The following is a 26,880-nucleotide window of genomic DNA, read 5'->3' as shown; positions in this document are numbered from 1 at the left end:
GACTCAGCTCCCGCTCTCTTCGAAACCGTGGAAGAAACCCGCGATGTGCTCGGCGTGCAGCGCAGCCAGGGTCGGCGGGTTCCAGCGCGGTGATTTGTCTTTGTCGATCAGCAGGGCGCGCACGCCTTCGATCAAGTCGCCAAGTTCGAACCACTGGCGATCCAGATGCAGTTCGAGGGCGAAGCAGTGTTCCAGGCTCAGGTGCCGGCCGCGACGGAGCATTTCCAGGGTCACGCCCATGGCCAGCGGCGAGCGGGTTTCCAGCAGGTCGGCAGTGGTGGTCGCCCATTCGTGGCTGTCGGCGACGGTCACGGCGCGCAGTTGTTCGACGATGCTCGGCACGTCCGGCAACGCGAAGAAGTGGTCGATGGCTGGACGCAAGGCTTCGAGCGGCGCATCCGGCAAGGTTTGCACGGCGTGGCGGGCCAGCAGGCTTTGCAGATCCTTCAGCGGCGTATCGTGCCACTCAAGGAGATCGAGCTGTTCGTCGAGGATGCCGAGTTTGCTGCTGTCCAGATACCAGTCGGCCAACCCGCAGTACAGCGCATCCGCCGCACGAATCTGCACGCCGCTGACTCCCAGATAAATCCCCAGCTCGCCGGGAATCCGTGGCAGGAAATAGCTGCCGCCGACATCCGGGAAATACCCGATGGCCACTTCCGGCATCGCCAGACGGCTTTTCTCGGTGACCACCCGCAGATCGGCACCTTGCACCAGACCCATGCCGCCGCCGAGAACGAAACCGTCCATCAGCGCCAGCACCGGTTTGCGGTAGTGGTGGATCGTCAGGTCGAGGGCGTATTCCTCGACGAAGAAGTCTTCGTGCAGCGTGTCGCCGTTTTTATGGCTGTCGTACAGGGAGCGAATGTCGCCACCGGCACAAAAGGCTTTCTCGCCGGCACCGCGCAGTACCACGGCGTGAACATTGGTGTCCGTAGCCCATGCATCCAGGTGTTGCTGGAGCTGGCGAACCATGTCGAGGGTCAGGGCATTGAGGCCGGCGGGGCGGTTGAGGGTCAGATGACCGATGTGATTGCGAACCTCGGCCAGCACTTCGTGCGGCGTGGCATCCATGGACGAAGTCCGCGGGGATGAAGCCTGAGCAGTCATCACTAACTCCCTGCTTTTATTGTCTTTATTCGAGAAGCTCGCGCGCGAGCGTTAGCGGATCGTAACAGTGCAAATTTGCCATGTACAACGGGGATATGTGCACGGGCTGTCTGCATTTTTACCTTAGGCCAAATGCACGGGATCGCGGCTTCTTTTCAATCGACAACGCTGACAGGGACAGGATCCGGACTCAGCGGAACACCTGGCCAATGCTCCGCCGTTTGGCGTGCAATTCACTGGCATGAATCAGCTGCTCCAGATCTTCTGGCGTGACATCGATGAATGCCTCCATATCGGCCAGTGCCAATTTCAGATCTTCGGCCGTGATGGACTGAATATCCACCGGTGCGACGGCCGGCGCGGGCTCGGCGGGGCGTTTCGGGTAGCGGATGCGGGTCAGGTTGTTGTAGGCCAGGGCGGCGAGCAGCAGGCACGCGGCGCTGAGCATCACCGGTTCCAGGGCTTTCCAGTCCATGGCGATGGTCATCGGGTCGGCCAGCACCATCGTCAATGCCACGGCGCCGGCCGGTGGGTGCAGGCAGCGCAGCCAGCACATCAGGATCAGCGCCATGCCTGCGGCGAGACACGCGCTGCCCAAGGTTCGGCCGAGGACGTGGGCCACCAGCAACGCGACGACGCCCGCGCACAGGTAGCCGCCGATGATCGACCACGGCTGGGCGAGGGCGCCGGAAGACACGGCGAACAGCAGCACTGCCGAGGCGCCCAGCGGGCCGATCAGGTGGTAGGCCACTTCAATGCCGAACACCTGACTGCACGCCCACACGCTGAACAACGTGCCCAGCGCCATGCCGATGGCGGCGCGGCTCCATTCGGTGGGGCGGGTGTTGATGGCGGCGGGCAACCAGCGAGCGAGCATGCAGAATCGATCCTTTGCGAAATTCAGGGCAAAAAAAAGGACTTGTCCGTAAACGCGGAAAGTCCTTCGAAGTGTTCCAACTATTGGGGGAGGAACGCGCACAGTGTGCCAAGCAATCACGATGCTGACAAATTCATATAAATGCAGTTTCAATGCATTATTTATGCAGTAAAGCCACACGTCGCCCGCTCATGAAACACAGGAACCCGCCCATCGCGGTCAGTGCGCTGAGGGCGTAGAACATGGTCGGCGCCGGTGTGTGCATCAGCAGGAAACCGCAAATTACCGGGCTCAGCGCGCCGCCCAGGGCTGCCAGATTCTGTGCGCCGTAATAGCTGCCGCGCAGTTCTTCCGGGGCCAGGGTGTCGACGAACAGGAACTCCGACGGATAAATGATCATCTCGCCGAGGGTGAAGATGAACATTGCGATGCACCACGACACCAGGCTGTCGGCCAGGCTGAAGCCGATCAATCCAACAATGAACAGACTGGTGCCGGCGGCGATCCAGTAGCGCAGTTTTTCCCGGTTGAGGAAACGACCGATCTGGTATTGCAGCAGGATCACCGCGATGGCGTTGCAGGCGAGCAGGGCGGCCATGGTTTGCAACGCGCGCTGCGAATCCTCGACCACCAGCAGGTATTGCGACAGGTACAGGGTGAAGCGGCCATGCACCACGGTGCTGAGCAGACAGCCGCAGGTGAACATGATCAGCGTGCGGTCGTTTTTCAGGGTGATCAGGGTTTTCAAAAAGCTTTGCGGCTGGCCGATGGCGGCGACGGGGCTGGCGTCCTTGGGGATGCCGATCATCAGGAAGATGCTGCCGAAGGCGATGCCAGCGGCAATCAGGAACGGCGCAATCGGGTACACCCCGGCGATCACCACACCGAGCATCGGGCCGGTGGCGTAGCCGATGTTGGTCAGGGTATAGCGCAGGGAAAACGCCTTGGCCCGCTGTCCCATGGGCAGGTTTTCACTGAGGATCGCCTTGGAGCCGATCAGGAACAACGCCGAGGCGGTTTCGGTGATGACCAGGGTCAGGGTGGTCAGGTACAGGTCTTTGGCGAAGGTCAGCAACACAAAGCCAATGGCGCTGGAGAGCATCGCCAGAATCAGCAATCGGCGCTTCTCGAGCCGGTCGATGATGTAGCCGCCGTAAAGTGCAAGCAGGGTGGCGATGAACACCGCGATGCCCAGCAGCAACCCGACGTCCTGTTGGTTGAGGCCGAGCTTGTTGCTCAAAAACAGGGTGAGCAAAGGACTGGTGATGGCACGGCTGACGACAATGGTCAGCGAAACGATCATCAGGCGGCGGATAACGAGCGAGTAGGTGGCCACGGAAAATCAAATATCCTTATTCGGTTAACAGGTGCTCGAGATCGCGCACGGAATCCAGCGTTTGCAGTTGCCGTAGCTGCGCCAATAACGGCTCAGCCTTGAGCGGTGAAATCACCCGCAACGCCAGACTGAAAAACTTCTCTTCCAGCGCCGTCTCGCTCAGCGGATTGCCCGGCGCCCCCAGCGGCACCTCGACACACAGACTCGCCTCACGCCCATCGCGGGTTCGCACCACGACCACTGGCTCGCCATCCTCCGACAGTCGCTCATCCACTTCAAGGCGAATGCGCGTCAGCCAGTGCGCGATGCGCGGATCGTTTCGCGGCTGTTCGTCGTAAGCCTCGAGCCGGCAATGACCATGCACCAGCTGCGCGGCGAGTGCGTAGGGCAGGCTCATCTGCGCAGCGGCCAGACTGCGGGTGTCGTGACCGCCGCACATGTCGAGCAGAAACCCGCACAGGTTCACCTGGACGTCTTCCACCTGATCCGCGCCGACCTGCAATTGCTCCAGCAGCAAACCGAGCGCGTCGATCGCCGAGTGAGTACCACGGCACGCGGCGTAGGGTTTGATCGAACAGCGCGCGAGTTTCCAGGTTTGTCCCAAATCGGCATCCAGCGCATCCGGTTGCGCGCTGCCTGGTGCCAGGGTCTTGAGAAACCCGCCCCAGACATCATCGAACAACACCGACGGCCCACTGACGCCTTCACGAGCAAATCGCGCCGCCAGCAATCCACCCTCGGCCGCACGACCGCTGTGCAGTTTCTTGCTTTGCGAACCGTCGTGGATGAACGCCCACAACCCGCCGCTGAAACTGCCGGCGATGCCCAGTGCCGACACGGTTTGCCCGACATCCAGCGCAAAGATCCGCGCACAGGCCGCCGCCGCGCCGAACACGCCGCAAGTGGCGGTCGAGTGCCAGCCCGCGCCGTTGTGGGCCGAATAACTGCCGCAGGCTTCCAGCACCCGCCGGCCGATTTCATAGCCGATCACCACGGCAGTGATGAACTCGCGACCGTTCACCGGCCGATCCACCAGTGACAGCGCCGCCACCACCGCCGGCAACACCACCGCGCCGGAGTGATCGCAACCGCCGGTGTCATCCAGTTCCAGCGCATGGGCGGCGATGCCGTTGAGTAACGCCGCGTGTCCCGCACCGACGCGCAATGACGAACCCCAGACCAGTGCGGTGCCCGGCTCGGCGCCGAACACCTGCCGCGCTTGAAGCGCCACCGCACTGTCGGCTCCGGCCAGCGCTGCGCCGAAGGTGTCGAGAATGTGCCGTTTTGCCTGTTCCACCAACGCCGGCGGCAGATCTTCAAACCGCGTTTCGACGCAAAACCGCGCCAGCCGTTGCATGCGTTCCGTCATACGAGATAGTCCCGATAATGGCGCTCATACACCGACGCCGGATGATCCTGCGCGACCGGCGCCGCCGTTTGTGCCCACCACTGTGCGACTTCGGCACCGGTGGCGATCCACACGTCGTCATGCTGCTGGATGCCTTGCAGCAATTCCCGCAGCACACCGATACGCCCCGGTGTGGCGATGATTTCCGGGTGCAGGCGCAGCACGTAGCACAGGCCGAAACGGTGGAATCCGGCGAAGTCCATTTGCAGGTTGCCGAGGGTGTGGCTGTAGGAGGCGATCCGCGATTGCGCCGGCGGCACGGCCGGGCTCAGGTTGAAGGCGAAGTAAGGCTCGTCTTCCAGTTCGTAATGCAGCGGCAGTTCGACCACCTCGGGCGCGGTCGGGTGGAAAAACGGCAGATCATCGCCACGCCATGATGACGACCAGTGAATGCCGTGATCTTTCAAGGCTTCGATGAAGCCCGGCGCGCCGTTACCCGCCGGAATACGGAAACCGTTTGGACGCACGCCGGTCAATGCTTCCAGCGCTGCACAGCCCTTGGCAACTTCCGCGCTCTGCGCCGCCAGATCCAGCGTGTCGTAATCCTGGTGGCGGTAACCGGCGCAGGCGATTTCATGGCCGCCAGCCAGAATTGCGGCGATGTGCTGCGGGTTTTCCTCGGCAACGATGCCGGGTATGAACCAGCTGCTGCGCACCCCGAGTTCCCTGAACAGGCCGAGCAAACGCTCGACGCCCCGTTGCGTGCCGTAGCGCCACACCGACAGTGTCTTGTCGCGCCCGGCGACTTCCGGGGCCTGGGTGAGAATGCCGTGGATGTCGTTGTAATCGACGGTCAGCACCACCGCGCAGCGTTTGCCGGCGGGCCAGAGGTTCTCAGCGTCAGCCATGGTGATGCTCCTTCAGCCACCAGCGGGCGACGTCGCGGCAGGTGGCGAACCACACGTCATCGCGCTGGCGCATGTGGTCGAAGAGTTTCTCCAGCAACAGGATGCGCCCCGGTTTGCCGGTGATTTTCGGGTGGAACAGAGTGGTCAGGCACAGGCCTTCGTCCATCGCGCCGTCGTATTCGCGCTGCCAGTTGTCGAGGGTCAGCTCGTAGCTGGCGGTGCGGTCGAGCCCGGACGGGAAGTTCGGTGCGCGGGTATAGGCGAGGGAGGCGTAGTCGTCCATTTCCCAGCGGCCGGGGATCTCCACCAGCGGTGTGTCGTGGCCGGGGACGTTGACCAGATACGGCCGATCATCGCCGCGCATGCTGCTGGAATAGATGACGCCGTTGTCGGCCAGCATCGCCGGGGTCTCGGCGCGCCAGTCGCCGGACGGGGTGCGGAAGCCCTCGGCGCGGATGTGCAGGTATTGCCAGAACACATCGCGGGATTTGTTCATCACGGCCTGCTGCTGGTCCAGCGTCAGGGCGTAGAAGGATTCGTGTTTGTAGCCGTGGTAGGCGACTTCATGGCCGCGCTCGACGATGGCCTGGCATTGTTTCGGCCAGTTTTCCACGACCCAGGCGGGGACGAAGAAGGTGGTCGGGATCTTGAAGGTGTCGAGCAGATCCAGCAGGCGTGGCAAGGCGCGGTAGGGGCCGTAGCCGCCGAAGCCGAAGTACTCGGGTTTGTGCCAGATCGAGTTGTTGAGCATGGCATCGCCGGTCGGGCCGTCGAGGTCGAAGGCCAGGGCGAGGCAGGCTTTGTGCTGGTCGGGCCAGGTGGGTTGGGGTGAACTGAGCATTGGGCGCTCCACACATGCAGGGACGTACGCTGTACCTGTGGGAGCGAGCTTGCTCGCGATGAGGCCATGTCAGTCGACATCACTGGTGAATGACACACTGAATTCGCGAGCAAGCTCGCTCCCACAATGGAGAGGTGGCGCTGACCGGATTACTTACCGGCGTTAATGGTCACGTCCTTGATCGCACCCAGTTCCAGATCCCACTTCTTCAGAATCGCGTTATAGCTGCCGTCATCCACCATGCTCTGCAACGCCACCTTCACCGCTTCACTCAGCTCAGGCTTTTTCTTGCTCACACCCAGCCCGGTGAACTGTACGGAGATCGGCTGGCCGACCGTTTTGTACATGTCCTTTTCCTGGGTCTTGAGGTACGACAGGGTTTCGCTGCCCTGCATCGCCGCATCAATACGGCTCTGGCGCAGTTGGGCGCGGGCGTCGGCCGAGCCTTCGGTGCCGATCACGTTGATTGCAGGCTTGCCGGCGGCTTCACAGTTGGCCTTGCTCCACTCGGCGATTTCCGCCGGAAAGGTGGTGCGGCGGCTGGTGCCGACTTTCTTGCCGCACAGGTCGATGATCTCGTTGGTCGCCGCGTTTTTCTGCAAGGTGTAGAACTGCGGGCCGCTGGTGAAGTAGTCGACGAAGGTCACGCTGGCCTGACGCTCGGCGGTGTCGGTCATGCCCGACAGGACCATGTCCACGCGGTCGGTGGTCAGGGCGTTGATCATTTGCTCGAAGCCGGTTTCCTGCCACTTGATCTTCACCCCGAGGCGTTCGGCCAGGGCGTTGCCCAGGTCGTAATCAAGGCCGGTGAGCTTGTTGGTGGCCGGGTCCTTGAAATCCATCGGCGGATAGTTGGGCATGATCGCGACGACGATTTCGCCTTTTTCCTTGATGCTGGCCGGCAATTCGGCGGCCACGGCGAAACCGCAAGACATGAGGGAAGTGAGTACTGCTGGAATGACGAAGTTCTTCATGGACGTTCTCTTATGAGTGTTGTGAAGGCCAAAGGGGCCTCAGGTTCGAACGGCAGAAATGAAGCTTTGGGTGCGCGGGTTTTGCGGACTTATTAGTATTTCTTCGGGGCTTCCAGCCTCCACGATCTGCCCGCCGTCCATGAACACCATGCGGTTGGAAACCTCCCGGGCGAAGCCCAGTTCATGGGTGACGACGATCATGGTCATGCCGGTCTGCGCCAGATCGCGCATCACCGACAGCACCTCACCGACCAGTTCCGGGTCGAGTGCCGAAGTGGGTTCATCGAACAGCATCAGCTTGGGTCGCATGGCCAGGGCGCGGGCAATCGCCACCCGTTGCTGCTGACCGCCCGACAGTTCGATCGGGTAGCTGTTGCGTTTGTCGGCCAGGCCGACCCGGGCCAGCAGTTCCAGGGCTTCTTCGTGCGCCTCCTTGGGCGAACGCTTGAGTACCTGGCACGGGCCTTCGATGATGTTTTGCAACACAGTCATGTGCGGAAACAGGTTGAAACGCTGGAACACCATGCCGGTGGCCAGGCGCTGGCGGGCGATCTGTGATTCGTTGAGTTCGTGCAGCTTGTGCCCGACCACGCGGTAGCCGACCAGCTCGCCGTCGACCCAGAGACCGCCCTTGTCGATCTTTTCCAGCTGGTTGACGCAGCGCAGCAGGGTGCTCTTGCCCGAGCCGGACGGGCCGATGATGCACAGCACTTCGCCTTGCTCGACCTCGATGTTGATGTCCTTGAGCGCGTGGTACTGGTCGTAATATTTGTTCAGGCTCACGGCCTTGACGATGTTTCTCATGTTCGACTCCTCAAGAACGCTTGCCGGCGCCGCGAGCGAAACGACGCTCCAGACGGCTTTGACCAAAGGACAGGACGGTGACGGTGGCCAGGTACCAGATACCGGCGACGATCAGCAGCTCCATGACCCGGGCGTTGGCGTAGTAAATGTTCTGAGCGTTGTAGAGCAGTTCCGAGTACTGGATGACGCTCGCCAGCGAGGTCATTTTCACCATGCCGATGAATTCGTTGCCCACCGGCGGAATGATGATGCGCATGGCCTGCGGCAGGATGATCCGGCGCAGCGCCTGCAGGCGCGGCATGCCGATCGACTTGGCCGCTTCGTACTGGCCGGTGTCCACCGACAGCAGGCCGGCGCGCACCACTTCAGCGGTGTAGGCGCCCTGGTTGATGCTCAAGCCGAGCAGGGCGGCCACGAACGGGGTCATCAGGCTCACGGTGTCGAGTTCGAACAGGCCGGGAATGCCGATGGTGGGGAAGATCAGCGCCAGGTTGAACCACAACAGCAGTTGCAGAATCAGCGGCGTACCGCGAAACAGCCAGGTGTAGGTCACTGCCACGTAACGCAGGATCGGGTTGGCCGACATGCGCATGATCGCGGTGATCACGCCGAACACGATGCCCAGCGCCATGGCCAGCACGGCCATGATGATCGTGTTGAACAGGCCCCACATGATCGCTTCGGAGGTGAGGAACTGGCCGATGTACGACCATTCGATCTTGCCTTCGGCGAAGGCTCGCACCAGGCCGATGATGGCGATGACGATCACGGTAGCGAAGAAGATCCGCCCGTAATAACGCCGTGGCACATGCTGGTACTGGGTAATGTCGAACTGGTTTTCCGCCAGTTTGCGCTCCGCCTGGAGTCGTTCTGCCTGAGTCTGGCTCATGGTGTTTCTCCGAACTGTACTTTCAAATCCAACACCGGCCCTTGTGGGAGCTGGCTTGCCAGCGATTGCGGTGGGTCATCCAGCATCAATGTCGACTGGCTGGACGCCATCGCTGGCAAGTCGAGTCGTCGCACCGCAGCTCCCACAGGGACCGCCGTCGTGGCTTAGAGGCGGAAGCCCTGGTAGTTTTCGGTCCACTGTTGCTGCGCGGCGAGGGCGGTTTTCAGGCGGCCGATCTGCTCGCGCACCTGTTGCGGCGCGGTGCCGCCCCAGCCGCTGCGGGCAGCGATGGCGGCTTCCAGGGTCAGGCTGTCACGCACGTCTGCCGTCAGGCGCGGGTCGATTTCGGCCAGCAGCGCCGGCGAGGCTTCCCACAATTCGAGGTCGTGTTTTTCGCAGGCCTGAACCAGCGCACCGGTGATTTCGTGAGCTTCCTTGAAGGGCACGCCGCGCACGGCCAGCCAGTCGGCGACTTCGGTGGCGAGGGTGAAACCCAGTGGCGCCTGACGGCGCAACTCCTCTACGTTGACGGTCATGGTCGCAACCATCCCGGCCATGGCCGGCAGCACCAGCAGCAGGGTGTCGACACTGTCGAGCACGCCGTTCTTGTCTTCGCTCAGGTCGCGGTTGTACGACAGCGGCAGGGATTTGAGCGTCGAGAGCAAACCGGTCAGGTTGCCGATCAGACGGCCAGCCTTGCCCCGGGCCAGTTCGGCGATGTCCGGGTTTTTCTTCTGCGGCATGATCGAGCTGCCGGTGGCGTAGGCGTCGTCCAGATCGACCCAGCGGAACTGGCGCGACGACCACAGGCAGAACTCTTCGGCCAGACGCGAGATGTTGATCCCGAGCATGCTGGCGATGAACAGGAATTCGGCGACGTGATCGCGGCTGGCCACGGCATCGATGGAGTTTTCGCAGACCCCGGCGTAGCCCATTTCCTTGGCCGATTGCTGCGGCTGGCGAGCGATCGCGGAACCGGCCATGGCCGCAGCACCAAGGGGCGACAGCGAAGTGCGCGCATCCCAATCCACCAGACGTTGCACGTCACGCAGCATCGATTGGGCGTGGGCCAGCAGGTGGTGGGCGAACACGATCGGTTGCGCCTGCTGCAAGTGGGTGAAACCCGGGCAGATGCTTTCGACGTGCTGTTCGGCCTGATCCACCAGCGCCGTTTGCAGGGCCAGCACTTCCACGGCCAGGGTGCGGACGTGATCACGCAGGAAAAGGCGCAGGTCGTTGGCGGTCTGGTCGTTGCGCGAACGGCCGGCGCGCAGCTTGCCGCCCAGCGCGCCGAGGCGTTCGGTCAGCAGGCGCTCGATGAAGGTGTGAACGTCTTCGTCGTCCAGCGTCGGGGCGATGCGCTCGGCTGCAAAATCGGCACCGATGCCGTCCAGGGCTTCGATCATCGTGCGGGTTTCCTGCTCGTCCAGCAGGCCGGCACGTTGCAGTTCCCCGGCGTGGGCCTTGGAGCCGGCCAGATCGTACGGCGTCAGGCGGAAATAGCGCTCGGGGCAACGGGACAGGGCCGCCAGGGCTGCGGACGGGCCGCTTTTGAAACGGGCACCCCAGAGACGGTCGGTGGTTTGAGACATTTGTTGTTTTCCTCGTCGGTAACGCGAACTGAAATCGGTGTGCATGGCCCTGAAAGTCGCGCTGAAGAGTCAGCGGACAGAATCAGGCCAAAGCAGTTTTCAAGAGGGCAGTTGCAAAGAGACAAGAGCTGATCGAAGTGTCAGCTTTTAATGTTTGGCGATCAGTGAGTTGGCACTGATGTTCGGGATTTTTTGGCGGTTGCCAAGGCTTGTTTTCTGTGATCATTATTATTAGCCGGCGATGTTTTTGTTGTTGGACACAGATTGTTGAACATTGCGCCAGAGGTAAATCAGCATTATGGAAACCCCACTTTCCAATTCCGGAAACCCACCGGTAAAAACCGCTCACCGGGCACCTTTGGCCCTCAGCGGACTGGATTTCAAACTGCTCAAGGTGTTCAAGGCAGTGGTCGAGGCCGGCGGCTTCAGCGCGGCGCAAAACGAGCTGAACGTGGGCCTGGCCGCGATCAGCAAGCAGATCTCCGACCTGGAAATCCGCATCGGCATGCGCCTGTGTACCCGGGGGCGCGAAGGGTTTCACCTGACCGAAGAAGGGCGTCTGGTGTATCAGGCGTCGATTGATCTGTTTGCCTCGGTCGACAACTTTCGTGATCGGCTAAGTTCAGCGCAGAACGAACTCATCGGCGACCTAGGAGTGGGGGTGATCGATAATACGATCACTGACGATAATTCGCCGTTAGTTGCTGCGCTTAAAAAGATAAATGAACATTCGCCGAAAGTAAGGTTTCAACTTCAGGCGACCCAGCTGGATGAAGTGGAAAGAGGCGTTGTGGAAGGGCGCTTAGTTGCCGGAATAGTCCCGGTTTATCAAAAACGCGAAGAATTCGATTATTACCCGCTCTATGAAGAGCGCTCGCAGGCTTACTGCGCCGTCGGCCACCCGTTGTTCGACAGGCCCGCGGAGCAGATGGGCGGCAACGTGCTGCAGGATTACGAGTGCATCAACCACCGCTATGCGATCCATCGCGACAAGCTCAACTTTGCTCGCTACGACAGTTTTTCCGCCTCGGCGACCCAGGTCGAAGCGGTGGCGTTGCTGATCAAGACCGGGCGTTTCGTGGGCTTTCTGCCGCAGCATTACGCCGCTACGCTGGTGGCCGCCGGGCAGTTTCGCGCGGTGTGCCCGGAGCTGGTCCACTTCGACACGCCGTTCAATCTGATCCTGCGGCACAACACCGTGCGCAGTCCGCTGGTCAAGGCGTTCGCCCAGGCGCTGGGGGTTGATCTCAAGGCAACGACGTGAGTATCAGGCGCATGGCGCAACGTCGCTCGCCGGGCAATCCGTGAGCGATTTCATCGCGCAATACATGGTTCAGGCGCGCATCGCTTTCCTCGGCGTTCAATAGCGCAAAACCCATGCGTTGATAGAACGGCGCATTCCACGGCAGATCGCGAAACGTCGTCAGCGTCACCGCCCGAAGTTGCCACAGACGCGCCTGTTCAATCGCCGCCAACAGCAACTTGCGACCGACGCCCCGGCCCTGAAAGTGTTGGCTGACGGACAGTTCCTCAATGTGCAACTGTTGGTCGACAGTCACCGCCCTTAAAAAGCCTGCAAGTTGTCCGTCGTTGTTTTCTGCGACCCACAGTTCGCCCCGTTCAATCGCCGGTAAATGCGCCGACGCCTGCGGCACGGCGGCATTCGCCAGCCAGGCCAGTGAAGGGTCGAGGCGAAACAGCTCGGCGGCCGAGCGCTCGATGGCGGGGAGGGCGATGGCATCGGCTGCAAGGGCCTGTCGCATGGTGAAGGTCATCAGTCAGCGGTCCCTGTCGAAATCAAGGCGCGCAGGTTAAGGCGACAGCCACAGCAATACATAATCGTTTTTGTCGAAACGGCCGCTCAGCACCGGCTGCAGCGCTCCGAGCGGCGTGCCTTGCAGGGCCTGGAGGTCGCTGCGATCCATCATCAGCCACGCCGGCCCCTTGAGTGCTTCGAGCGCTTGCGTGGTTTCAGTGAACAGCGGTTGCAGATCCTGCTCGACATTGACCATGAACTTGATGGCCTTGGCGTCCTTGCCCATGCCGTGCAGCACCAGCGGCGCGGGTTGCTCGTGGACCCGCGCCAGCGCCGCCTGGCTGAAGGTGCGCGTGTCATAGAGCTGGCGCTCCACCGGCTCGAACACCAGCGCGTACGCCGCCCAGACCGCCAGCACGGCGCTGAACACGAGGACTTCGGTTCGCCAGCGCTGCAGCCACAACCGCGACAACGCGGCCAGTTGCAGCAATCCGAGCACGATCATTACCGGCGTCAGGTCGGTCAAGGCCTCGGGAAACCGACGCTGCGCCACCCACAGCAGGACGATCAACAACGCAGGGATCAGCAGCCACAATCCCTGCATGCCGACGCGCAGCCAGGCAAACACCCGGCCGTGCAACACCTGAAACGGATACGCCGCAATGATCGCCGCCATGGGCAGCATCGGCAGCAGGTAACGGGCCTTTTTCGCCTGGGGAATCGACAGCCCGAGCATCACGATCAACCCCGCCGCAGCGCAATATTGCACCAGTCGTAAGGCCGGGCCGCGTTGCCGGGGCTTGCTCAGCCACGCCGCCGCCAGTGCCAGCAAGGCCAGCGGATACGCCAGCGCGTAGTTGCCCAGAGAACTGGTGAAGTAATACAGCGAACCGCTGACGCCTTCGCTGCCGTCCATGCGCCCCATGAACTGCATGCGGATCACGTCCTGCCGAAACGCCGGCCCGCCGCTGACCTCCGCCAGCCACAGCAATAGCCCGACGCAGGCCGCCAGCAGGAGCGAAGCCAGCACACCGAAGGTCAACAGACGCCACCATTGGCGATCCAGCAGGTAGTAACTGCACAGCATGCCGGTCGGTACCACCAGCCCGATCGGCCCGCGGATGCCAAACCCCAACAGCAACAGAATGAACACCAGCGGCCAGCGTCGACCGGCAGCAAAATGGTCGTGGGCATAACCGAGGTAGAACACCGAAAACGCCACGGCGGCGAGCATCAGGTCCTGCGACACCGCGCGGGTTTCGGTGATGAAGGTGCTGGTGAGCATCAGCAGCGCGATGCTGACCACCGCCCAGCGCACGGATGAAGGCGCGAGCAAGCGATACATCAACGTCACGATTACTGCGCCGGCGACAGCGCTCGGCAGCCACGCCGTCAGGCTGTTGACCGTCCCGAACGGCAACGACAACAGCCAGATGAACAAGGTCGAGAGCGAAGAATAATCGGCGTACGGCTCACCATAAGTGGTGGGAAACACACTGGGCCCGTGCCGCAGCATTTCCTGGGCGAACAGCACGAAGCGCGAGTCGAAACCGATGGGCGCCCGCCCGTACACGCCGGCGATGAACAGCAAGAACGCCAGCAGCCCTGCGATCAGGGACTGCCGGCGCAGGGCTGGGGTTAAACCGATCAAGCCACGTCCGAGGCGTGCGGCCATTGCTGCAACGGAATCGGCAGGGTGCGCGATTCGCCACGGCCCATCGGGAAGTAATGGAAGCCGTTGCGGGCCAGGCGTTCGGCGTCGTACAGGTTGCGGCCGTCGAAGATCACCGGGGCCTTGAGGCGTTGCTGGATCAGGTCGAAATCTGGCGCCTTGAATTGCTGCCATTCAGTGCAGATGATCAGCGCGTCGGAACCGGCGAGTACCGATTCCGGGGTGCCCATCAACATCAGTTTCGACTCGTCCGGGTACAGATGCTGGGTTTCCTGCATCGCTTCCGGGTCGAACGCCCGCACATTGGCGCCGGCGGCCCACAGCGATTCCAGCAAGACCCGGCTCGGCGCGTCGCGCATGTCGTCGGTGTTCGGTTTGAAGGCCAGGCCCCAGACGGCGAAGGTCTTGCCGCGCAGTTCACCCTTGTAGAACGCGTTGATGCGTTCGAACAGCTTGTGTTTCTGCCGCTGGTTGATCGCTTCCACCGCTTGCAGCAAATCGCTGGAGCAGTGCGCCTCTTCGGCGCTGTGAATCAGCGCGCGCATGTCTTTGGGGAAGCACGAGCCGCCGTAACCGCAACCGGGGTAGATGAAGTGGTAGCCGATGCGGCTGTCGGCGCCGATGCCCTGGCGCACCGATTCGATGTCCGCGCCCAGGTGTTCGGCCAGCTCGGCGATCTGGTTGATGAAGCTGATCTTGGTCGCCAGCATGCAGTTGGCGGCGTACTTGGTCAGCTCGGCGCTGCGCAGGTCCATGAACATGATGCGGTCGTGGTTGCGGTTGAACGGTGAGTACAGGTCGCGCATCACGTCGCGCACTTCTTCGCGCTCGCAGCCGATGACGATCCGGTCCGGACGGCGGCAATCGGCGACCGCCGAACCTTCCTTGAGAAATTCCGGGTTGGAGACGATATCGAACTGCAACAGGCGCCCGGCCTTGACCAGAGCTTTGTCCAGGTGCGTGCGCAAGGTGTCGCCCGTGCCGACGGGCACGGTGGATTTCTCCACCAGAATCAGCGGTTGCTCACGATGCCGGGCCACGGCGTCACCCACCGACAGCACGTAACGCAGGTCGGCCGAGCCGTCTTCTTTCGACGGGGTGCCGACGGCAATGAACGCGACCTTGCCATGCTGCACCGCAAGTTTTTCATCGCAGGTGAATTGCAGGCGCCCAGCGTCCAGGCCCTCGCGGACCAGACTGGCCAGCCCCGGCTCGAAGATGCTGACGTGACCCTGGCGCAGCAGCTCGACTTTTTTCTCGTCGATGTCCATGCACACCACGTCATGGCCGACTTCGGCCAGCACGGCGGCCTGCACCAGGCCGACATAACCGCTACCAAATACTGTGATTTTCATGGCGAACTCCTCAATTCGGGCGCACGGGCCGGACGAGTGTTGATGGTGATGACCCCGAGCATGACCAGCGCCACGCCCAGTGATTTAGAGAAACTGAAAGATTCGTTGAACAGCGGCAGGCCGGCCGCCAGCAGGTACACCAGCGCATAGCTGATGCTCAGCAGCGAATAGGCCCGGCCCAGCGGCAGATCCCGCAGGGCGGCGAGCCAGCAGAGCATCGACAGCGCGTAGGCGAAGATCGCCGCCAGCACCACGGCCAGCGCAACTGAATCGACGCTTTGTACGGTCAGCCACTGATCCGGGCGGGGCAGGCGCGTCATGCTCCAGCGCATGCTCAATTGCGCCACGCTGACCAGCAGCACGCTGGCCAGGGCGAAGAGGATTCCACGGCGCTGGTTCATGACTGCTGCCCCAACAGCGCCACGCCGCCGATCACCAACAGCACGCCGAACCAGTGTTGAACGTCGACGGGCTCCTTGAACGCGAAGCGGGCGATCAGGGTGATGATCACGAAATTGAGGCTGAGCATCGGGTAGGCGATCCCGACCGGCAGACGCTGCAACACCAGCAGCCACACCAGCAGGCCGGCGCCAAGAGCGAACAGGGCCAGCCACAGCCAGGGTGAACGGAGCTTTTCAGTCCACGCCGAATCGACGCCGCGCCAGCTCTCCACGGCGAACTTCTGCGCGACCTGGCCCAGACAGGTCAGCAGGCAGGCGAACAACAGCAGCCACAGGCTCATGACGCCTCCTGCGGCAGGATCATGATCACCAGGTTGCCCTGCTCATATCGGGTGCCGTCCTTGGGCAGTCTGTCGAGTTCGTCCAGTTCGTCTTGCCCCTTGACCCGCATCACCACGCCGACCGAACCGGTCTTGCGGGCTTCGCGCATCCACTGTTGCACCTGATCGGGATCGACCCGTTGTTGAATGCCGTCAGGATAGGCAAGGCCATATTTCAATTCGCCTATCGTGTTGTACAGCGCCACTTGCGGGCGCTTGAGGCGCCAGGACAGGGCCGACGCGGCGCCCAGGTCGTTGCTCAACAGGTGCGTGGTCGTCGCCAGTTCCACCTGGTGGGTGAGGACGAACTGGTCAGGCATTTTGTTGGCAACCACCGACTTGGGCAGTGCCGCCGGCAGCAATGCGATCAGCAGCAGACTGCCCACCGCCGGCGCCGCCCAGCATTGCAACGGGCGGAAGGCTTGCAACAGGTTGCTGATGATCCAGCCGGTCAGGGCGATGAATACCAGCACCAGACTGTGCAATTCGTGGTCGTACAGCGGGCGCTTGAGCTGCACGTAAACCAGCCCGATCAGCGTGACGATGCCCAGCAACAGGTTCAGCAGGCCATTGAGGCCCAGCGCCCGGCTTTGCTCCAGCCGCAAGCGATCGGCCAGCGCATGGCCCAGCAGCAAGGCCAGCGGCAGCAGGCACGGCAGGATGTAGGTCGGCAGCTTGCCGTTGCTCAGGCTGAAGAACAGCAGCGGCATCAGCAGCCACAGCCCGAGAAACGCGATGCCGGTTTCGCGGCGGGTCTGCCACGCCTGTTTCAGTGCCACCGGCAACATGCCGACCCACGGCAGACTGAATGCCACCAGCAGCGGCAGATAGAACCACCACGGCGCGTCATGCTGGGCATCGTCGCCGGCAAAACGGCGGATGTGCTCGTGCCAGAAGAAGAACCGCCAGTAATCCGGTTCCTGACCGTGCACCGCCAGCACCCATGGCAGGCTGACGATGATCGCCACCGCGATGGCCACCGGGCCGTACAGCAGCAATTCCTTCCAGCGTTTCTGCCAGAGCATCCACGGCAAGGCGATCAGCACCGGCAGCAGCCAGGCGAGAAAACCCTTGGTCATGAACCCCATGCCACACGCCAGGCCCAGCACCGCCCAACCGGCCAGGCGCTGACCATTGGAACGGCTGTCGAGGGCGAACCACAGCGCCACCAGACTCAGGTTGACCCAAAAGGTGAACTGCGGATCGAGGTTGGCGTAACCGGCCTGGCCGGCGACGACGGCGAAACTCATGTAGAGCAGGGCGCAGACGAAGCTTTTGCGCGGCTCGTTCCACAAACGGCGGGCGATGAGAAAGCACAGCAGCACGCTCAGCCCGGTGCTCAGGGCCGAGGCAAACCGCACGCCGAACAGGTTTTGCCCGAACACGGCCTGCCCGAGGGCGATCATCCAGTAACCGGCCGCCGGTTTTTCGAAGTAACGCAGGTTCATGAAATGCGGCGAAGCCCAGTTGCCAGTCAGCAACATCTCCTGACTGATCTGCGCATAACGGGTTTCATCGGGAATCCACAAGCCATGCGTGCCGAGCGGCAGCAGGTAGGCCAGCAGAAAAAGCCCCAGCAACAGCGGCAATGCCAAGCGTTTGCTCATGCGCCTTGCACTCCCAGCCAGCCTTCGCGGCCTTCGAGTGCGCCGCGTTGCACACGGCCGATGGGCAGGGTGTTGAGAAACGCGGGCAGCAAGTCGCCCAGCGGCTGAAAGTGGATGTGTCGCTGGCGTGCCTCGGCCAGCAGTCGACGAAAATCTTCGGCCATCAGAATCCCTTCTACTTCGGCGTGAATGGTGTAGACGTTGAGGTTGTCCGGGCGGAACCGGTCGAGGATGAAAGCGTTGAAATCCTTCGCCGCCACGCTCGGTCCGACCACTTCATCGAAGGTCGGCAAGTCCACCGGAATCTGCGGTGCGCCGGCCGAGCCATCGGCCAGCAACGGACGAAACAGCCGCTGCCCACGGCAATCGCTGTTGTAGCGAAAGCCGAAGGCTTGTTTGGCTTCGATCACACGCTCGTCCGCACGCCAACCGGCGGCGGCCGAACACGTGACTTTTTCACCGAGGATGTCGCTCAAGGTGTCGACGCCCTGACGGATCTGCTCGACCAGTTGCGCATCGCTCCAGCGCCCGGCGTTGGCCTGCCAGCCATGGTGGTCCCAGGCGTGCAGGCCGACTTCGTGGCCGGCGGCCCGGGCCTGACGCATCAGGTGCCCGAGGTCGCGACCGATCGGCTTGCCAGGCCACGCCGTGCCGGCGAGCAGGATGTCCCAGCCGTAGAGGCCGGCGGCGTTGGAACGCAGCATCTTCCACAGGAACTGCGGGCGGATCAGGCGCCACAGATGCCGGCCCATGTTGTCCGGGCCGACACTGAAGAAAAACGTCGCCTTGATCTGCGCCTCGTCGAGGATCTCGAGCAGACGCGGCACGCCTTCGCGGGTGCCGCGAAAGGTGTCGACGTCGATGCGCAAACCGGCCTGCATCAACGCTTGCTCTCGATTTCGAGCATCGCTTCACGCAAGAAGAAGTCCAGCGTGTTGCCGATGGTCTCGCGCATTTCCACGGTCGGCGTCCAGTCCAGCAGACGTTTGGCGTTGGCGATGCTCGGTTTGCGGTGTTCCACGTCCTGGTAACCGGCACCGTAGAACGCCTTGCTTTCCACGTCGCGGAAACCGGCGAACGGCGGGAAGTTACTGCGCAAGGGGTGAGCCTCGAACTGACGCAGCAGTTCTTCGCCCAACTGGCGAATGCTGGCTTCGTTGTCCGGGTTGCCGATGTTGATGATCTGGCCGTTGCAGACGTCGTTGTCGTTATCGATGATCCGCGCCAGCGCCTCGACGCCGTCGGCGATGTCGGTGAAGCAGCGCTTCTGCTCGCCGCCGTCGAACAGGCGGATCGGCGTGCCTTCCACCAGGTTGAGGATCAACTGGGTGATGGCGCGGGAGCTGCCGATACGGGCCGAATCCAGACGGTCGAGGCGCGGGCCCATCCAGTTGAAGGGGCGGAACAGGGTGAAGTTCAGGCCTTTGGCGCCGTAGGCCCAGATCACGCGGTCCAGCAGTTGCTTGGACACCGAGTAGATCCAGCGCTGCTTGTTGATCGGGCCGACGATCAGGTTGGAGCGGTCTTCGTCGAAGTGTTTGTCCTGGCACATGCCATAGACTTCCGAGGTCGACGGGAAGATCACGCGCTTGTTGTACTTGACGCAGTAGCGCACCAGTTTCAGGTTTTCTTCGAAGTCGAGCTCGAACACCCGCAGCGGATTGCGCGTGTATTCGATCGGCGTGGCGATGGCCACCAGCGGCAGGACCACGTCGCATTTCTTGATGTGGTACTCGATCCACTCCGAGTGAATGCTGATGTCGCCTTCGACGAAGTGAAAACGCGGATGGCTGCGCAGACGGTCGATGGCGTCGGAACCGATGTCCAGGCCATAGACTTCGTAGCGCTCGTCACGCAGCAGGCGCTCGGACAAATGGTTACCGATGAAGCCGTTGACCCCGAGGATCAGCACGCGTGTACGACGAGGGCCACGGCCGGATTCGGCACCGCGCAGCAGCGAGCCGTCCACCAGACCGAGCTCATTGGCCAGTTGCGGGCCGCTCAGGTACAGGCCGTTGTCGTTGCGCTGTCCGGCGTTGATCACCAGCGAATCTTCACCGCAGGCGATGCGCAGCGGATCGACACTGATGACCCGGCCCGGCGCCTGGCCTTCGTTGCCCTTGACGACTTCCGCGCTCCAGACGATCAGCTTGTGCTCGCCCACTGCGCAGAAGGCGCCGGGGTAGGGCTGGGTCACGGCACGCACCAGGTTGAACAATTGCTCGGCCGGTTGGGCCCAGACCAGTTTGCCGTCCGCCGGGGTGCGGCGACCGAACACGGTGGCCTTGGATTCGTCCTGCGGGGTCTCGGTGATCTTGCCCTGAAGCATCGCCGGCAGTGCGTCGCGCAGCAGGTCGCTGGCGGCCGTGCGCAGTTTGCCGTGCAGGCTCAGCGCGGTGTCGCTGCGTTCGATGGCCACACGCTGCTGGGCGAGAATGGCGCCGGCATCGGCACGTTTGACCATGCGGTGCAGGGTGACGCCGGTTTCGGTTTCACCGTTGACCAGCACCCAGTTGGCCGGCGCGCGGCCACGGTAGCGTGGCAGCAGCGAGCCGTGCAGGTTGAATGCGCCTTTTTTGGCCAGCGCCAGCAGTGGCTCGCTCAGCAGGTTGCGGTAGTAGAACGAGAAGATGTAGTCCGGATTGAGCTTGGCAATCCGCTCGATCCACAACGGGTGGTTGGCGTCTTCCGGTGCGTGAACCGCGATGCCTTTGTTGGCGCACAGTTGCGCGACCGAGGCGTAGAACGCGTTTTCCTGCGGATCGTCGGCATGGGTGAACACGGCCGCAATGTCGTAGCCGCTGTCGAGCAGGGCTTGAATGCCGGCGCAGCCAATATCGTGGTAAGCGAAGACAACAGTTTTTGCGCTCATGAGAGAACCTGACCGGTAGTAGAAGTTGTAGAAGCAGTAGAGGAAAGACCATCAACGGTGACCGCAGGCGCCGGAGTGGCGGGGTGGCTGCGCAGCACCTTTTCAATGAAGAAACGCGGGCGGGCGCGCACGTCGCTGTACATGCGTCCCAGGTATTCGCCGAGCAGGCCCATGCCGATGAACTGGCCGCCGGTAAACACGAACAGCACAGCGAACAGCACGAACATGCCGTCACCGGCCCAGCCGGAACCGAAGGCCAGACGCAATACGATCAACGCCACGGCAAACAGCACGCCGAGCCCGGCCATGGCGAAGCCGACGATGCTCAGCAGGCGCAACGGGGTGGTGGTCATGCAGGTGATCAGGTCGAACATCAGGTTGATCAAACGCATCGGGCTGTACTTCGAATCGCCGTGCTCACGCTCGGCGTGGGCCACGACGATTTCGGTGGTGTGGCGGGCGAAGCTGTTGGCCAGGATCGGAATGAACGTGCTGCGTTCGCGGCAGGCGAGCATCGCGTCGATGATGGTGCGGCGGTAGGCGCGCAGCATGCAGCCGTAGTCGCTCATGGCAACACCGGTGGAGCGCTGCACGGCGAGGTTGATGAGTTTCGACGGATAGCGGCGCAGTGCCGAATCCTGACGGTTGCCGCGCACAGTACCGACCACGTCAAAGCCTTTTTCGGCCTCGGCCACCAGACGCGGAATTTCTTCCGGCGGGTTCTGCAGGTCGGCGTCGAGGGTGATCACCACGTCGCCCTTGCATTGTTCGAAACCGGCCATGATTGCTGCGTGCTGGCCATAGTTGCGGTTGAGGATGACCGCCACGAACGGGCTGTCTTCGACTGAGGCGGCGTCTTCGAGCAGTTGCGCGGAGGCGTCGCGGCTGCCGTCGTCGACCAGCACGATTTCGTAGTCATGCCGCAGTTGCTGGCACGCAGCCTGGGTGCGGCGCAGCAGTTCCGGCAGGCTGTCTTCTTCGTTGTAGACCGGGATGACGATCGACACGCAATGAATCGGATAAGGTCTCACGGGCGTTTCCCCATCAGGTGTTCAATGGCTCCGACGACCCGGTCCAGATCCTGGTCGGTCATGTCGGGGAACAACGGAATCGAGCACAGCCGCGCCGAGTTCCATTCGGTGTCGGGCAGGTAAAGGTGCGGGTCACGCTGGCGATACCAGGTGTGCAGGTGGGTGGCGATAAAGTGGATGCCGGTGCCGATGCCTTGCTCCTGCAAACCCTTCATGAAGGCTTCGCGGTCCATGCCGCAGCGCTCGCTGTCGATGCGCAGGATGAACAGGTGCCAGGCGTGCTGTTGGGCGTATTGCGGCACGGCCAGCGGTTGCACCGGCAGGCCTTCGAGTTTTTGCAGGTATTGCGTGGCCAGTTCGGTGCGGCGAGTGTTGATTGCATCCAGACGCTCGAGTTGCACCAGGGCAATGGCGGCGTTGATGTCGGCCAGGTTGTATTTGAAACCGGGCTCCATGACCTGGGCCTGAGGCTTGCGGCCACCAGTCAGACGATCATAGGCATCGACGCCCAGACCGTGGAATTTCAGCATGCGTACACGGCTGGCCAGCGCTTCGTCGTCGGTGACGAACATTGCTCCTTCGGCGCAGGTCATGTTCTTGATCGCGTGGAACGAGAAGATCGCGGTGCCTTGCGAACCCACGTGGCGACCCTTGTAGCGGGTGCCAGCGGCATGGGCGGCGTCTTCGATCACAGCGATGCCGTGCTTGTCGGCCAGCGCGTAGAGTGGATCGAGATCGAACGCTGCGCCGGCGTAATGCACGGGAATGATCGCTTTGGTGCGCGGCGTGATGGCGGCTTCGATGCGCGCGGCGTCGGTCATCAGGGTGTCGCGGTCGACATCGACGAACACCGGCGTGGCGCCGAGCAGGGAAATCATGTTGGCGGTCGAGACCCAGGTCTGCGACGGGGTGATCACTTCATCGCCGGGACCGATGCCCAGCGCCAGCAGGGTGATGTGCATGCCGCCGGTGGCCGAGGACAAAGCCACGGCGTGCCGGCATCCAACGTACTGCGCAAACTGTTCTTCGAGTGCCTGGTTTTTCGGCCCGGTGGTGATCCAGCCGGAGCGCAGAACTTGCTCCACGGCGGCAATTTCTTCATCACCGATACTGGGGCGGGAGAAGGGGAGAAACGCCTGACTCATGCACACCTCATTGCAAAGAAAAAAGAAATAGATCCACTGAAGTGTTGGATCCAATCAAAGCGTAGACGCGAAAAAATCCTTTGCATCAATAAGTTGCCAAGACGACATAACGTCGGGTTCGGTTGACTTTTCAGGCATTGCCCGGCAGCTTGGGCAGCGCCGGCACAGGACTCAGTGGAATTAAGGTTATGCCCGTTTTTGTGAAAGGAACATGAAAAACCGGTCGGCGAATCGTTTATCTGAAACCCATACAGCCACTGTTCAGACTTCTACCGTTTATCGCGGTTTTTAGTAGAAAAGTCCTACGGAAGTGTTCCCCTTATATTAAGAATGTTGCAGTTGTTAGTTGCTGTGTTGAACTGTTTTTACTCAAGGCCCGACGTTTGATTGACTTACCCGTTGCATCCCCCGACACCCTGAAAACCAACCCGATGACCGTGTATCTGGCGCGTCTGGCTCCCTCCAGCCAGCTCACCATGCGTTACGTTTTACAAGATGCCGCCGACCGTCTCGGTTTCGAAGACATGAACGTCGAAGACATTCCCTGGCATGCGCTGCAACCGGAAGATGTCGTTGCTTTAGTCGCGGCATTGCGCGCCGACAATTACGCGCCGAATACTTCTTCGCTCTATGTAAACGCCATTCGCGGTGTGATGAATGAAGCCTGGCGCATGAGCCTTATCAGTCAGGAACATCTGTTGAAGATGCGCTCGGTCAAAGGCATTGGCGGCACGCGACTGTCTCAGGGGCGCAATCTGAAGCGCACGCTGATTCATGAGTTGATGGAAGTCTGCGCGGCCGATCCACGGCCACAAGGTTTGCGTGATGCAGCGGTGATTGCGCTGTTGTACGGCACCGGCATGCGCAAGTCGGAGTCGGTGGATCTGGACCTGAATCAGGTGGACTTCACCGAACGCAGTCTGTGCGTCACCGCCAAGGGCAACAAACAGCTGATCAAATACGCGCCGGCCTGGGCGTTCGCCAAACTCAATGCCTGGCTGGAGTTTCGTCGGTCGGAACTCAAGGAAGGCGAGAGCGACGACGCGTTTCTGTTCAACCGTATTCGCCGTGGCAGCCACATCACCCGCGAGCGCATCACCAAGCATGCGATCTATTACATCGCCCGTCAGCGCGGTACTCAGGTCGGGGTGAAGATCATGCCCCATGATTTCCGGCGTTCGTTCATCACCCGGGTGATCGAAGAGCATGACCTGTCGATTGCCCAGAAGCTGGCGCATCACAGCAACATCCAGACAACCGCCAACTACGACGTGCGCGACGACAATGAGCGGCGCCGCGCGGTAGACCGCTTCGACCTGTAGCTTCGATTTTTGTCGTCAGGACGTCTCGAAGACGTGCGCCGCCCCCAGAATGGACAATTGCACGGCGCTGCCGGCCGGTGGCGCGTGCATGCCGGAGCTGCGCACCAGCAGTGAACGGCCGGGGCTGGCCTGGGAGCGAAGTTCCACGGTCAGGGTGCAGACGTTGCCGCCAAAGTCCCGATCCGTGACCACCGCATGACAGCCGTCCGGGTCGGCGGGGATGTCCGACAGTTGCAGTTGTTCAGGCCGCAGCATGATCTGCGCAGCGCCGGAAAACCCGTTGGTGTTGACCGCCACCCGGCCCAGATCGCAATGGGCCCAGCCGGCTTCGATTTGGGCGGGCATGACCACGGCTTCGCCGAGAAAACGCGCGGTCTGTTCGTCGTCGGGGTAGCGGTAGAGGTCCATCGGGTGGCCCGACTGCACCAGCCGACCGTCGCGCATGACCGCCAACTGATCGGCGAACGACAGCGCTTCGCCCTGATCGTGGGTGACCAGAATCGTGGTCACGCCGGCATCCTCCAAAAGGCGCGCGACCATTTTGCGCATGGCGCCCCGCAGGCCGGTGTCGAGGGCGGAAAAGGGCTCGTCGAGCAGCATCAGTCGTGGTCGCTGGGCCAATGCCCGGGCGAGGGACACCCGCTGTTGCTGGCCGCCGGACAGTTCGTGGGGCCAACGCGCGGCCATGTCGGCGTTCAGGGCGACGCTGTCCATCAGCCCCTGAATGCGTTCGGCTCTCGCGCTGCCGGTTTCCGCCAATCCGAAACCGATGTTGTCCGCCACGGTCATGTGCGGGAACAGCGCGCCATCTTGCGGCACGTAACCGATCTGCCGCTGGTAAGCGGGCACGGCATGGGTGCTGTCGACCAGGGTCTGGCCGTTGAGCGTAAGGCTGCCGGCGTCGGGGAACTCGAACCCGGCGATCATTCGCAACAGGGTGGTCTTGCCGGAGCCGGACGGGCCGACGATCACCGTGCGGCTGCCGGTCGGGACGGACAGGTTAATGGTATCCAGCGCCGTTTGTGCGCCGAAGGATTTGCTGAGATTGATGATGTCGAGAGCGTTCATCGGCCGGCACTGCGCCTGGATTGGTGATAGAGGATGGCCGTGAGCGGCAGCGACAACAGCACCATCAGCAGGGCGTAAGGCGCTGCGGCGGCGTAGTCGATTTCGCTGGTCATGGCCCAGAAACCGGTGGCCAGGGTGCGCGTGCCGTTGGGCGCGAGCAGCAGGGTCGCGGTCAGTTCATTGGTGATCGCCAGAAACACCAGCGCCGCACCCGCCGCCGCACCGGGCGCCGCCAGACGCAAGGTGATCAGCCACAGGGCGCGCAAGGGTGAGCGACCGAGGCTTTGCGCGATGTTTTCCAGCTCCACCGGCGCTTGTGCAAACCCGGCACGCAGGCTGACCAGCGCCCGGGGCAGAAACATCAGCAGGTAGGCCAGCAGCACGGTGATCGTGGTCTGATAGATCGGTCGGGCGAAGTGGATGGTCACGGTCACCAGCGCCAGCGCCACGACAATCCCCGGCAATGCGCTGGTGATGTAGTTGCAGCCTTCGAGCAGGCGTTGCAGTTTGCCCGGGGCGCGGATCGACAGCCATGCGATCGGGATTGCCGCCAGACTGGTCAATAGCGCGCCGGCTACGCCGAACGACAGGGTTTGCAGCAATGCTGGCAGCAATTCTTCGCCTTGCCAGACTTCGGCACCGCCGGCGATCAGCCATTTACCGAGGGTCAGCAATGGCACGCCGAGGGCCAGCAGGCAGGTCAGGCTCTGCAGGCACAGGCCTAGCGCGGCAGTGCCTTTCTTGAGGCGCACGGTGCGTTGTTCCCGAGCGCTGCCGGAACCGACGCGAGCATACCGGGCGTGGCCACGGGCAGCGGACTCCACAGTCAGCATCGCCAGACAGCACAGCGCCAGAACACTGGCGAGCATGTTGGCGGCGGGGCCGTTGAAGGTGGATTTGAACTGGTCAAAAATCGCCGTGGTGAATGTGTCGAAACGGATCATCGCGTACAGGCCATATTCGGCCAGCAGATGCAGGCCGACCAGCAGCGCACCGCCGCAGATCGCCAGCCGCAGTTGCGGCAACACCACCCGGAAAAACACCGCCCATGGCTTGAGACCAAGGGATTCGGCGACGTCTTCAATCGCCGGATCGAGACGACGCAACGTCGCGGCAATCGGCAGGTACAGGAACGGGAAGTAGGCGATCACCGACACCAGCACCCCGGCCGGCAGCCCATTGATCGACGGAATCAGGCTGACCCACGCGTAACTGTGCACGAACGCCGGCACCGCCAGTGGCGCGACTGCCAGCAGTGACCACAATCGCCGTCCCGGCAGATTGGTGCGTTCGGTCAGCCAGGCCAGGGTGGTGCCGAGCACGATGCAGATCGGCAGCGTGATCAGTACCAGCAGCACGGTGTTGATCAACAGCTCGGCGACCCGAGGGCGGAAGACCAACGCCTCGATCGTCGCCCAACCGGTGTACCACGACACGCCGATCACGAAACCGATCGGCAGCAGCGACAACAGCGAAACCCCGATGGCCAGCGCGACCACCCAAGGGCTCCCGCGTCCATTGAGGGCGCGGGACCGGCGTGACAAATGGGCGGAGGGCGCCGTAGCGATCCCCGCCGGTAGCGTTTCAGGCAT

The 26,880-nt window shown here is 62.3% G+C and carries 24 protein-coding genes; 2 read left to right on the top strand and 22 right to left on the bottom strand.

Annotated elements, in window-relative coordinates:
- Positions 1-3: 3 nt before the first annotated feature.
- From IHQ43_RS15260 to argH, 10 genes are all read right to left on the bottom strand, one after another.
- On the bottom strand, positions 4-1,110 hold the full coding sequence (locus IHQ43_RS15260; RefSeq protein ID WP_192561147.1) for an enoyl-CoA hydratase/isomerase family protein: 1,107 nt from the start codon (positions 1,108-1,110) through the stop codon (positions 4-6).
- 190 nt (positions 1,111-1,300) lie between these two features.
- Positions 1,301-1,987: an HPP family protein gene (locus IHQ43_RS15255; RefSeq protein ID WP_102686096.1), complete on the bottom strand. Its 687-nt coding sequence runs from the start codon at positions 1,985-1,987 to the stop codon at positions 1,301-1,303.
- A 157-nt stretch (positions 1,988-2,144) separates the two neighbouring features.
- Positions 2,145-3,323 (bottom strand): MFS transporter, encoded by a 1,179-nt coding sequence (locus IHQ43_RS15250; RefSeq protein WP_039768637.1) that lies wholly within the window; start codon positions 3,321-3,323, stop codon positions 2,145-2,147.
- A 16-nt stretch (positions 3,324-3,339) separates the two neighbouring features.
- The gene (locus tag IHQ43_RS15245; protein WP_192561146.1) at positions 3,340-4,692 is read right to left on the bottom strand and encodes an MmgE/PrpD family protein; all 1,353 of its coding nucleotides are present in this window, start codon (positions 4,690-4,692) and stop codon (positions 3,340-3,342) included.
- On the bottom strand, positions 4,689-5,579 hold the full coding sequence (locus IHQ43_RS15240) for a polysaccharide deacetylase family protein (protein WP_192561145.1): 891 nt from the start codon (positions 5,577-5,579) through the stop codon (positions 4,689-4,691). Before IHQ43_RS15240 ends, IHQ43_RS15245 begins: the two co-directional genes overlap by 4 nt.
- The gene (locus IHQ43_RS15235) at positions 5,572-6,420 is read right to left on the bottom strand and encodes a polysaccharide deacetylase family protein (RefSeq protein WP_192561144.1); all 849 of its coding nucleotides are present in this window, start codon (positions 6,418-6,420) and stop codon (positions 5,572-5,574) included. The genes IHQ43_RS15240 and IHQ43_RS15235 overlap by 8 nt, the downstream gene beginning before the upstream one ends.
- Before the next feature lie 149 nt (positions 6,421-6,569).
- A complete protein-coding gene (locus IHQ43_RS15230; protein ID WP_192561143.1) occupies positions 6,570-7,394 on the bottom strand; it encodes an ABC transporter substrate-binding protein in 825 nt (274 codons plus the stop codon).
- 39 nt (positions 7,395-7,433) lie between these two features.
- On the bottom strand, positions 7,434-8,198 hold the full coding sequence (locus tag IHQ43_RS15225) for an amino acid ABC transporter ATP-binding protein (RefSeq protein WP_039768627.1): 765 nt from the start codon (positions 8,196-8,198) through the stop codon (positions 7,434-7,436).
- Between the two features lie 10 nt (positions 8,199-8,208).
- Positions 8,209-9,087, bottom strand: coding sequence for an amino acid ABC transporter permease (locus IHQ43_RS15220; protein WP_011334265.1), 879 nt, complete (start codon positions 9,085-9,087; stop codon positions 8,209-8,211).
- A 164-nt stretch (positions 9,088-9,251) separates the two neighbouring features.
- Positions 9,252-10,679: an argininosuccinate lyase gene (gene argH, locus IHQ43_RS15215; RefSeq protein WP_192561142.1), complete on the bottom strand. Its 1,428-nt coding sequence runs from the start codon at positions 10,677-10,679 to the stop codon at positions 9,252-9,254.
- Positions 10,680-10,977: 298 nt separating this feature from the next.
- Between argH and IHQ43_RS15210 the strand changes: the two genes are divergently transcribed.
- A complete protein-coding gene (locus IHQ43_RS15210; RefSeq protein WP_192561141.1) occupies positions 10,978-11,943 on the top strand; it encodes a LysR family transcriptional regulator in 966 nt (321 codons plus the stop codon).
- Here the strand turns inward: IHQ43_RS15210 and IHQ43_RS15205 are convergent.
- The 10 genes from IHQ43_RS15205 to arnB are packed head-to-tail and all read right to left on the bottom strand — an operon-like array spanning position 11,927 to position 22,898.
- The gene (locus IHQ43_RS15205; RefSeq protein ID WP_192561140.1) at positions 11,927-12,454 is read right to left on the bottom strand and encodes a GNAT family N-acetyltransferase; all 528 of its coding nucleotides are present in this window, start codon (positions 12,452-12,454) and stop codon (positions 11,927-11,929) included. The two genes, IHQ43_RS15210 and IHQ43_RS15205, sit on opposite strands and share 17 nt — an antisense overlap.
- 36 nt (positions 12,455-12,490) lie before the next feature.
- On the bottom strand, positions 12,491-14,110 hold the full coding sequence (locus IHQ43_RS15200; protein WP_192561139.1) for an ArnT family glycosyltransferase: 1,620 nt from the start codon (positions 14,108-14,110) through the stop codon (positions 12,491-12,493).
- Positions 14,083-15,462: a UDP-glucose dehydrogenase family protein gene (locus IHQ43_RS15195; RefSeq protein ID WP_085610361.1), complete on the bottom strand. Its 1,380-nt coding sequence runs from the start codon at positions 15,460-15,462 to the stop codon at positions 14,083-14,085. Before IHQ43_RS15195 ends, IHQ43_RS15200 begins: the two co-directional genes overlap by 28 nt.
- Positions 15,459-15,863, bottom strand: coding sequence for a 4-amino-4-deoxy-L-arabinose-phosphoundecaprenol flippase subunit ArnF (gene arnF / locus IHQ43_RS15190; protein ID WP_192561138.1), 405 nt, complete (start codon positions 15,861-15,863; stop codon positions 15,459-15,461). The genes IHQ43_RS15195 and arnF overlap by 4 nt, the downstream gene beginning before the upstream one ends.
- Positions 15,860-16,204 carry a 4-amino-4-deoxy-L-arabinose-phosphoundecaprenol flippase subunit ArnE gene (gene arnE, locus IHQ43_RS15185; RefSeq protein WP_192561137.1) on the bottom strand — a complete coding sequence of 115 codons (345 nt, stop codon included), beginning with the start codon at positions 16,202-16,204 and terminating at the stop codon, positions 15,860-15,862. The genes arnF and arnE overlap by 4 nt, the downstream gene beginning before the upstream one ends.
- The gene (arnT, locus tag IHQ43_RS15180) at positions 16,201-17,850 is read right to left on the bottom strand and encodes a lipid IV(A) 4-amino-4-deoxy-L-arabinosyltransferase (RefSeq protein ID WP_192561136.1); all 1,650 of its coding nucleotides are present in this window, start codon (positions 17,848-17,850) and stop codon (positions 16,201-16,203) included. The genes arnE and arnT overlap by 4 nt, the downstream gene beginning before the upstream one ends.
- Complete coding sequence (gene arnD, locus IHQ43_RS15175) at positions 17,847-18,731, bottom strand: 4-deoxy-4-formamido-L-arabinose-phosphoundecaprenol deformylase (RefSeq protein WP_192561135.1); 885 nt, start codon at positions 18,729-18,731, stop codon at positions 17,847-17,849. Before arnD ends, arnT begins: the two co-directional genes overlap by 4 nt.
- On the bottom strand, positions 18,731-20,722 hold the full coding sequence (gene arnA / locus IHQ43_RS15170; protein ID WP_192561134.1) for a bifunctional UDP-4-amino-4-deoxy-L-arabinose formyltransferase/UDP-glucuronic acid oxidase ArnA: 1,992 nt from the start codon (positions 20,720-20,722) through the stop codon (positions 18,731-18,733). The genes arnD and arnA overlap by 1 nt, the downstream gene beginning before the upstream one ends.
- Positions 20,719-21,753: an undecaprenyl-phosphate 4-deoxy-4-formamido-L-arabinose transferase gene (gene arnC / locus IHQ43_RS15165; RefSeq protein ID WP_192561133.1), complete on the bottom strand. Its 1,035-nt coding sequence runs from the start codon at positions 21,751-21,753 to the stop codon at positions 20,719-20,721. Before arnC ends, arnA begins: the two co-directional genes overlap by 4 nt.
- Positions 21,750-22,898 carry a UDP-4-amino-4-deoxy-L-arabinose aminotransferase gene (arnB, locus tag IHQ43_RS15160; RefSeq protein ID WP_192561132.1) on the bottom strand — a complete coding sequence of 383 codons (1,149 nt, stop codon included), beginning with the start codon at positions 22,896-22,898 and terminating at the stop codon, positions 21,750-21,752. The genes arnC and arnB overlap by 4 nt, the downstream gene beginning before the upstream one ends.
- A gap of 431 nt (positions 22,899-23,329) precedes the next feature.
- Here arnB and IHQ43_RS15155 point away from each other — a divergent pair, with 431 nt between their 5' ends.
- Entirely contained in the window at positions 23,330-24,220 is an 891-nt protein-coding gene (locus tag IHQ43_RS15155) for a site-specific integrase (RefSeq protein ID WP_192565005.1), read from the top strand.
- 15 nt (positions 24,221-24,235) lie between these two features.
- Here IHQ43_RS15155 and IHQ43_RS15150 read toward each other — a convergent pair whose 3' ends face one another.
- Both IHQ43_RS15150 and IHQ43_RS15145 read right to left on the bottom strand, forming a co-directional pair.
- On the bottom strand, positions 24,236-25,288 hold the full coding sequence (locus IHQ43_RS15150) for an ABC transporter ATP-binding protein (protein ID WP_192561131.1): 1,053 nt from the start codon (positions 25,286-25,288) through the stop codon (positions 24,236-24,238).
- A complete protein-coding gene (locus IHQ43_RS15145; RefSeq protein ID WP_192561130.1) occupies positions 25,285-26,880 on the bottom strand; it encodes an ABC transporter permease in 1,596 nt (531 codons plus the stop codon). Before IHQ43_RS15145 ends, IHQ43_RS15150 begins: the two co-directional genes overlap by 4 nt.

This window comes from Pseudomonas gozinkensis (genome assembly GCF_014863585.1).
Classification (GTDB): Bacteria; Pseudomonadota; Gammaproteobacteria; order Pseudomonadales; family Pseudomonadaceae; genus Aquipseudomonas; species Aquipseudomonas gozinkensis.
This window is presented reverse-complemented; position numbering and strand designations above follow the sequence as displayed.

Coding starts and splice junctions, on each gene's coding strand:
- IHQ43_RS15260 (WP_192561147.1), bottom strand. CDS start 1,110: ATGACTGCTCAGGCTTCATCCCCGCGGACTTCGTCCATGGATGCCACG.
- IHQ43_RS15255 (WP_102686096.1), bottom strand. CDS start 1,987: ATGCTCGCTCGCTGGTTGCCCGCCGCCATCAACACCCGCCCCACCGAA.
- IHQ43_RS15245 (WP_192561146.1), bottom strand. CDS start 4,692: ATGACGGAACGCATGCAACGGCTGGCGCGGTTTTGCGTCGAAACGCGG.
- IHQ43_RS15240 (WP_192561145.1), bottom strand. CDS start 5,579: ATGGCTGACGCTGAGAACCTCTGGCCCGCCGGCAAACGCTGCGCGGTG.
- IHQ43_RS15235 (WP_192561144.1), bottom strand. CDS start 6,420: ATGCTCAGTTCACCCCAACCCACCTGGCCCGACCAGCACAAAGCCTGC.
- IHQ43_RS15230 (WP_192561143.1), bottom strand. CDS start 7,394: ATGAAGAACTTCGTCATTCCAGCAGTACTCACTTCCCTCATGTCTTGC.
- IHQ43_RS15225 (WP_039768627.1), bottom strand. CDS start 8,198: ATGAGAAACATCGTCAAGGCCGTGAGCCTGAACAAATATTACGACCAG.
- IHQ43_RS15220 (WP_011334265.1), bottom strand. CDS start 9,087: ATGAGCCAGACTCAGGCAGAACGACTCCAGGCGGAGCGCAAACTGGCG.
- argH (WP_192561142.1), bottom strand. CDS start 10,679: ATGTCTCAAACCACCGACCGTCTCTGGGGTGCCCGTTTCAAAAGCGGC.
- IHQ43_RS15210 (WP_192561141.1), top strand. CDS start 10,978: ATGGAAACCCCACTTTCCAATTCCGGAAACCCACCGGTAAAAACCGCT.
- IHQ43_RS15205 (WP_192561140.1), bottom strand. CDS start 12,454: ATGACCTTCACCATGCGACAGGCCCTTGCAGCCGATGCCATCGCCCTC.
- IHQ43_RS15200 (WP_192561139.1), bottom strand. CDS start 14,110: ATGGCCGCACGCCTCGGACGTGGCTTGATCGGTTTAACCCCAGCCCTG.
- IHQ43_RS15195 (WP_085610361.1), bottom strand. CDS start 15,462: ATGAAAATCACAGTATTTGGTAGCGGTTATGTCGGCCTGGTGCAGGCC.
- arnF (WP_192561138.1), bottom strand. CDS start 15,863: ATGAACCAGCGCCGTGGAATCCTCTTCGCCCTGGCCAGCGTGCTGCTG.
- arnE (WP_192561137.1), bottom strand. CDS start 16,204: ATGAGCCTGTGGCTGCTGTTGTTCGCCTGCCTGCTGACCTGTCTGGGC.
- arnT (WP_192561136.1), bottom strand. CDS start 17,850: ATGAGCAAACGCTTGGCATTGCCGCTGTTGCTGGGGCTTTTTCTGCTG.
- arnD (WP_192561135.1), bottom strand. CDS start 18,731: ATGCAGGCCGGTTTGCGCATCGACGTCGACACCTTTCGCGGCACCCGC.
- arnA (WP_192561134.1), bottom strand. CDS start 20,722: ATGAGCGCAAAAACTGTTGTCTTCGCTTACCACGATATTGGCTGCGCC.
- arnB (WP_192561132.1), bottom strand. CDS start 22,898: ATGAGTCAGGCGTTTCTCCCCTTCTCCCGCCCCAGTATCGGTGATGAA.
- IHQ43_RS15155 (WP_192565005.1), top strand. CDS start 23,330: ATGACCGTGTATCTGGCGCGTCTGGCTCCCTCCAGCCAGCTCACCATG.
- IHQ43_RS15150 (WP_192561131.1), bottom strand. CDS start 25,288: ATGAACGCTCTCGACATCATCAATCTCAGCAAATCCTTCGGCGCACAA.
- IHQ43_RS15145 (WP_192561130.1), bottom strand. CDS start 26,880: ATGCCTGAAACGCTACCGGCGGGGATCGCTACGGCGCCCTCCGCCCAT.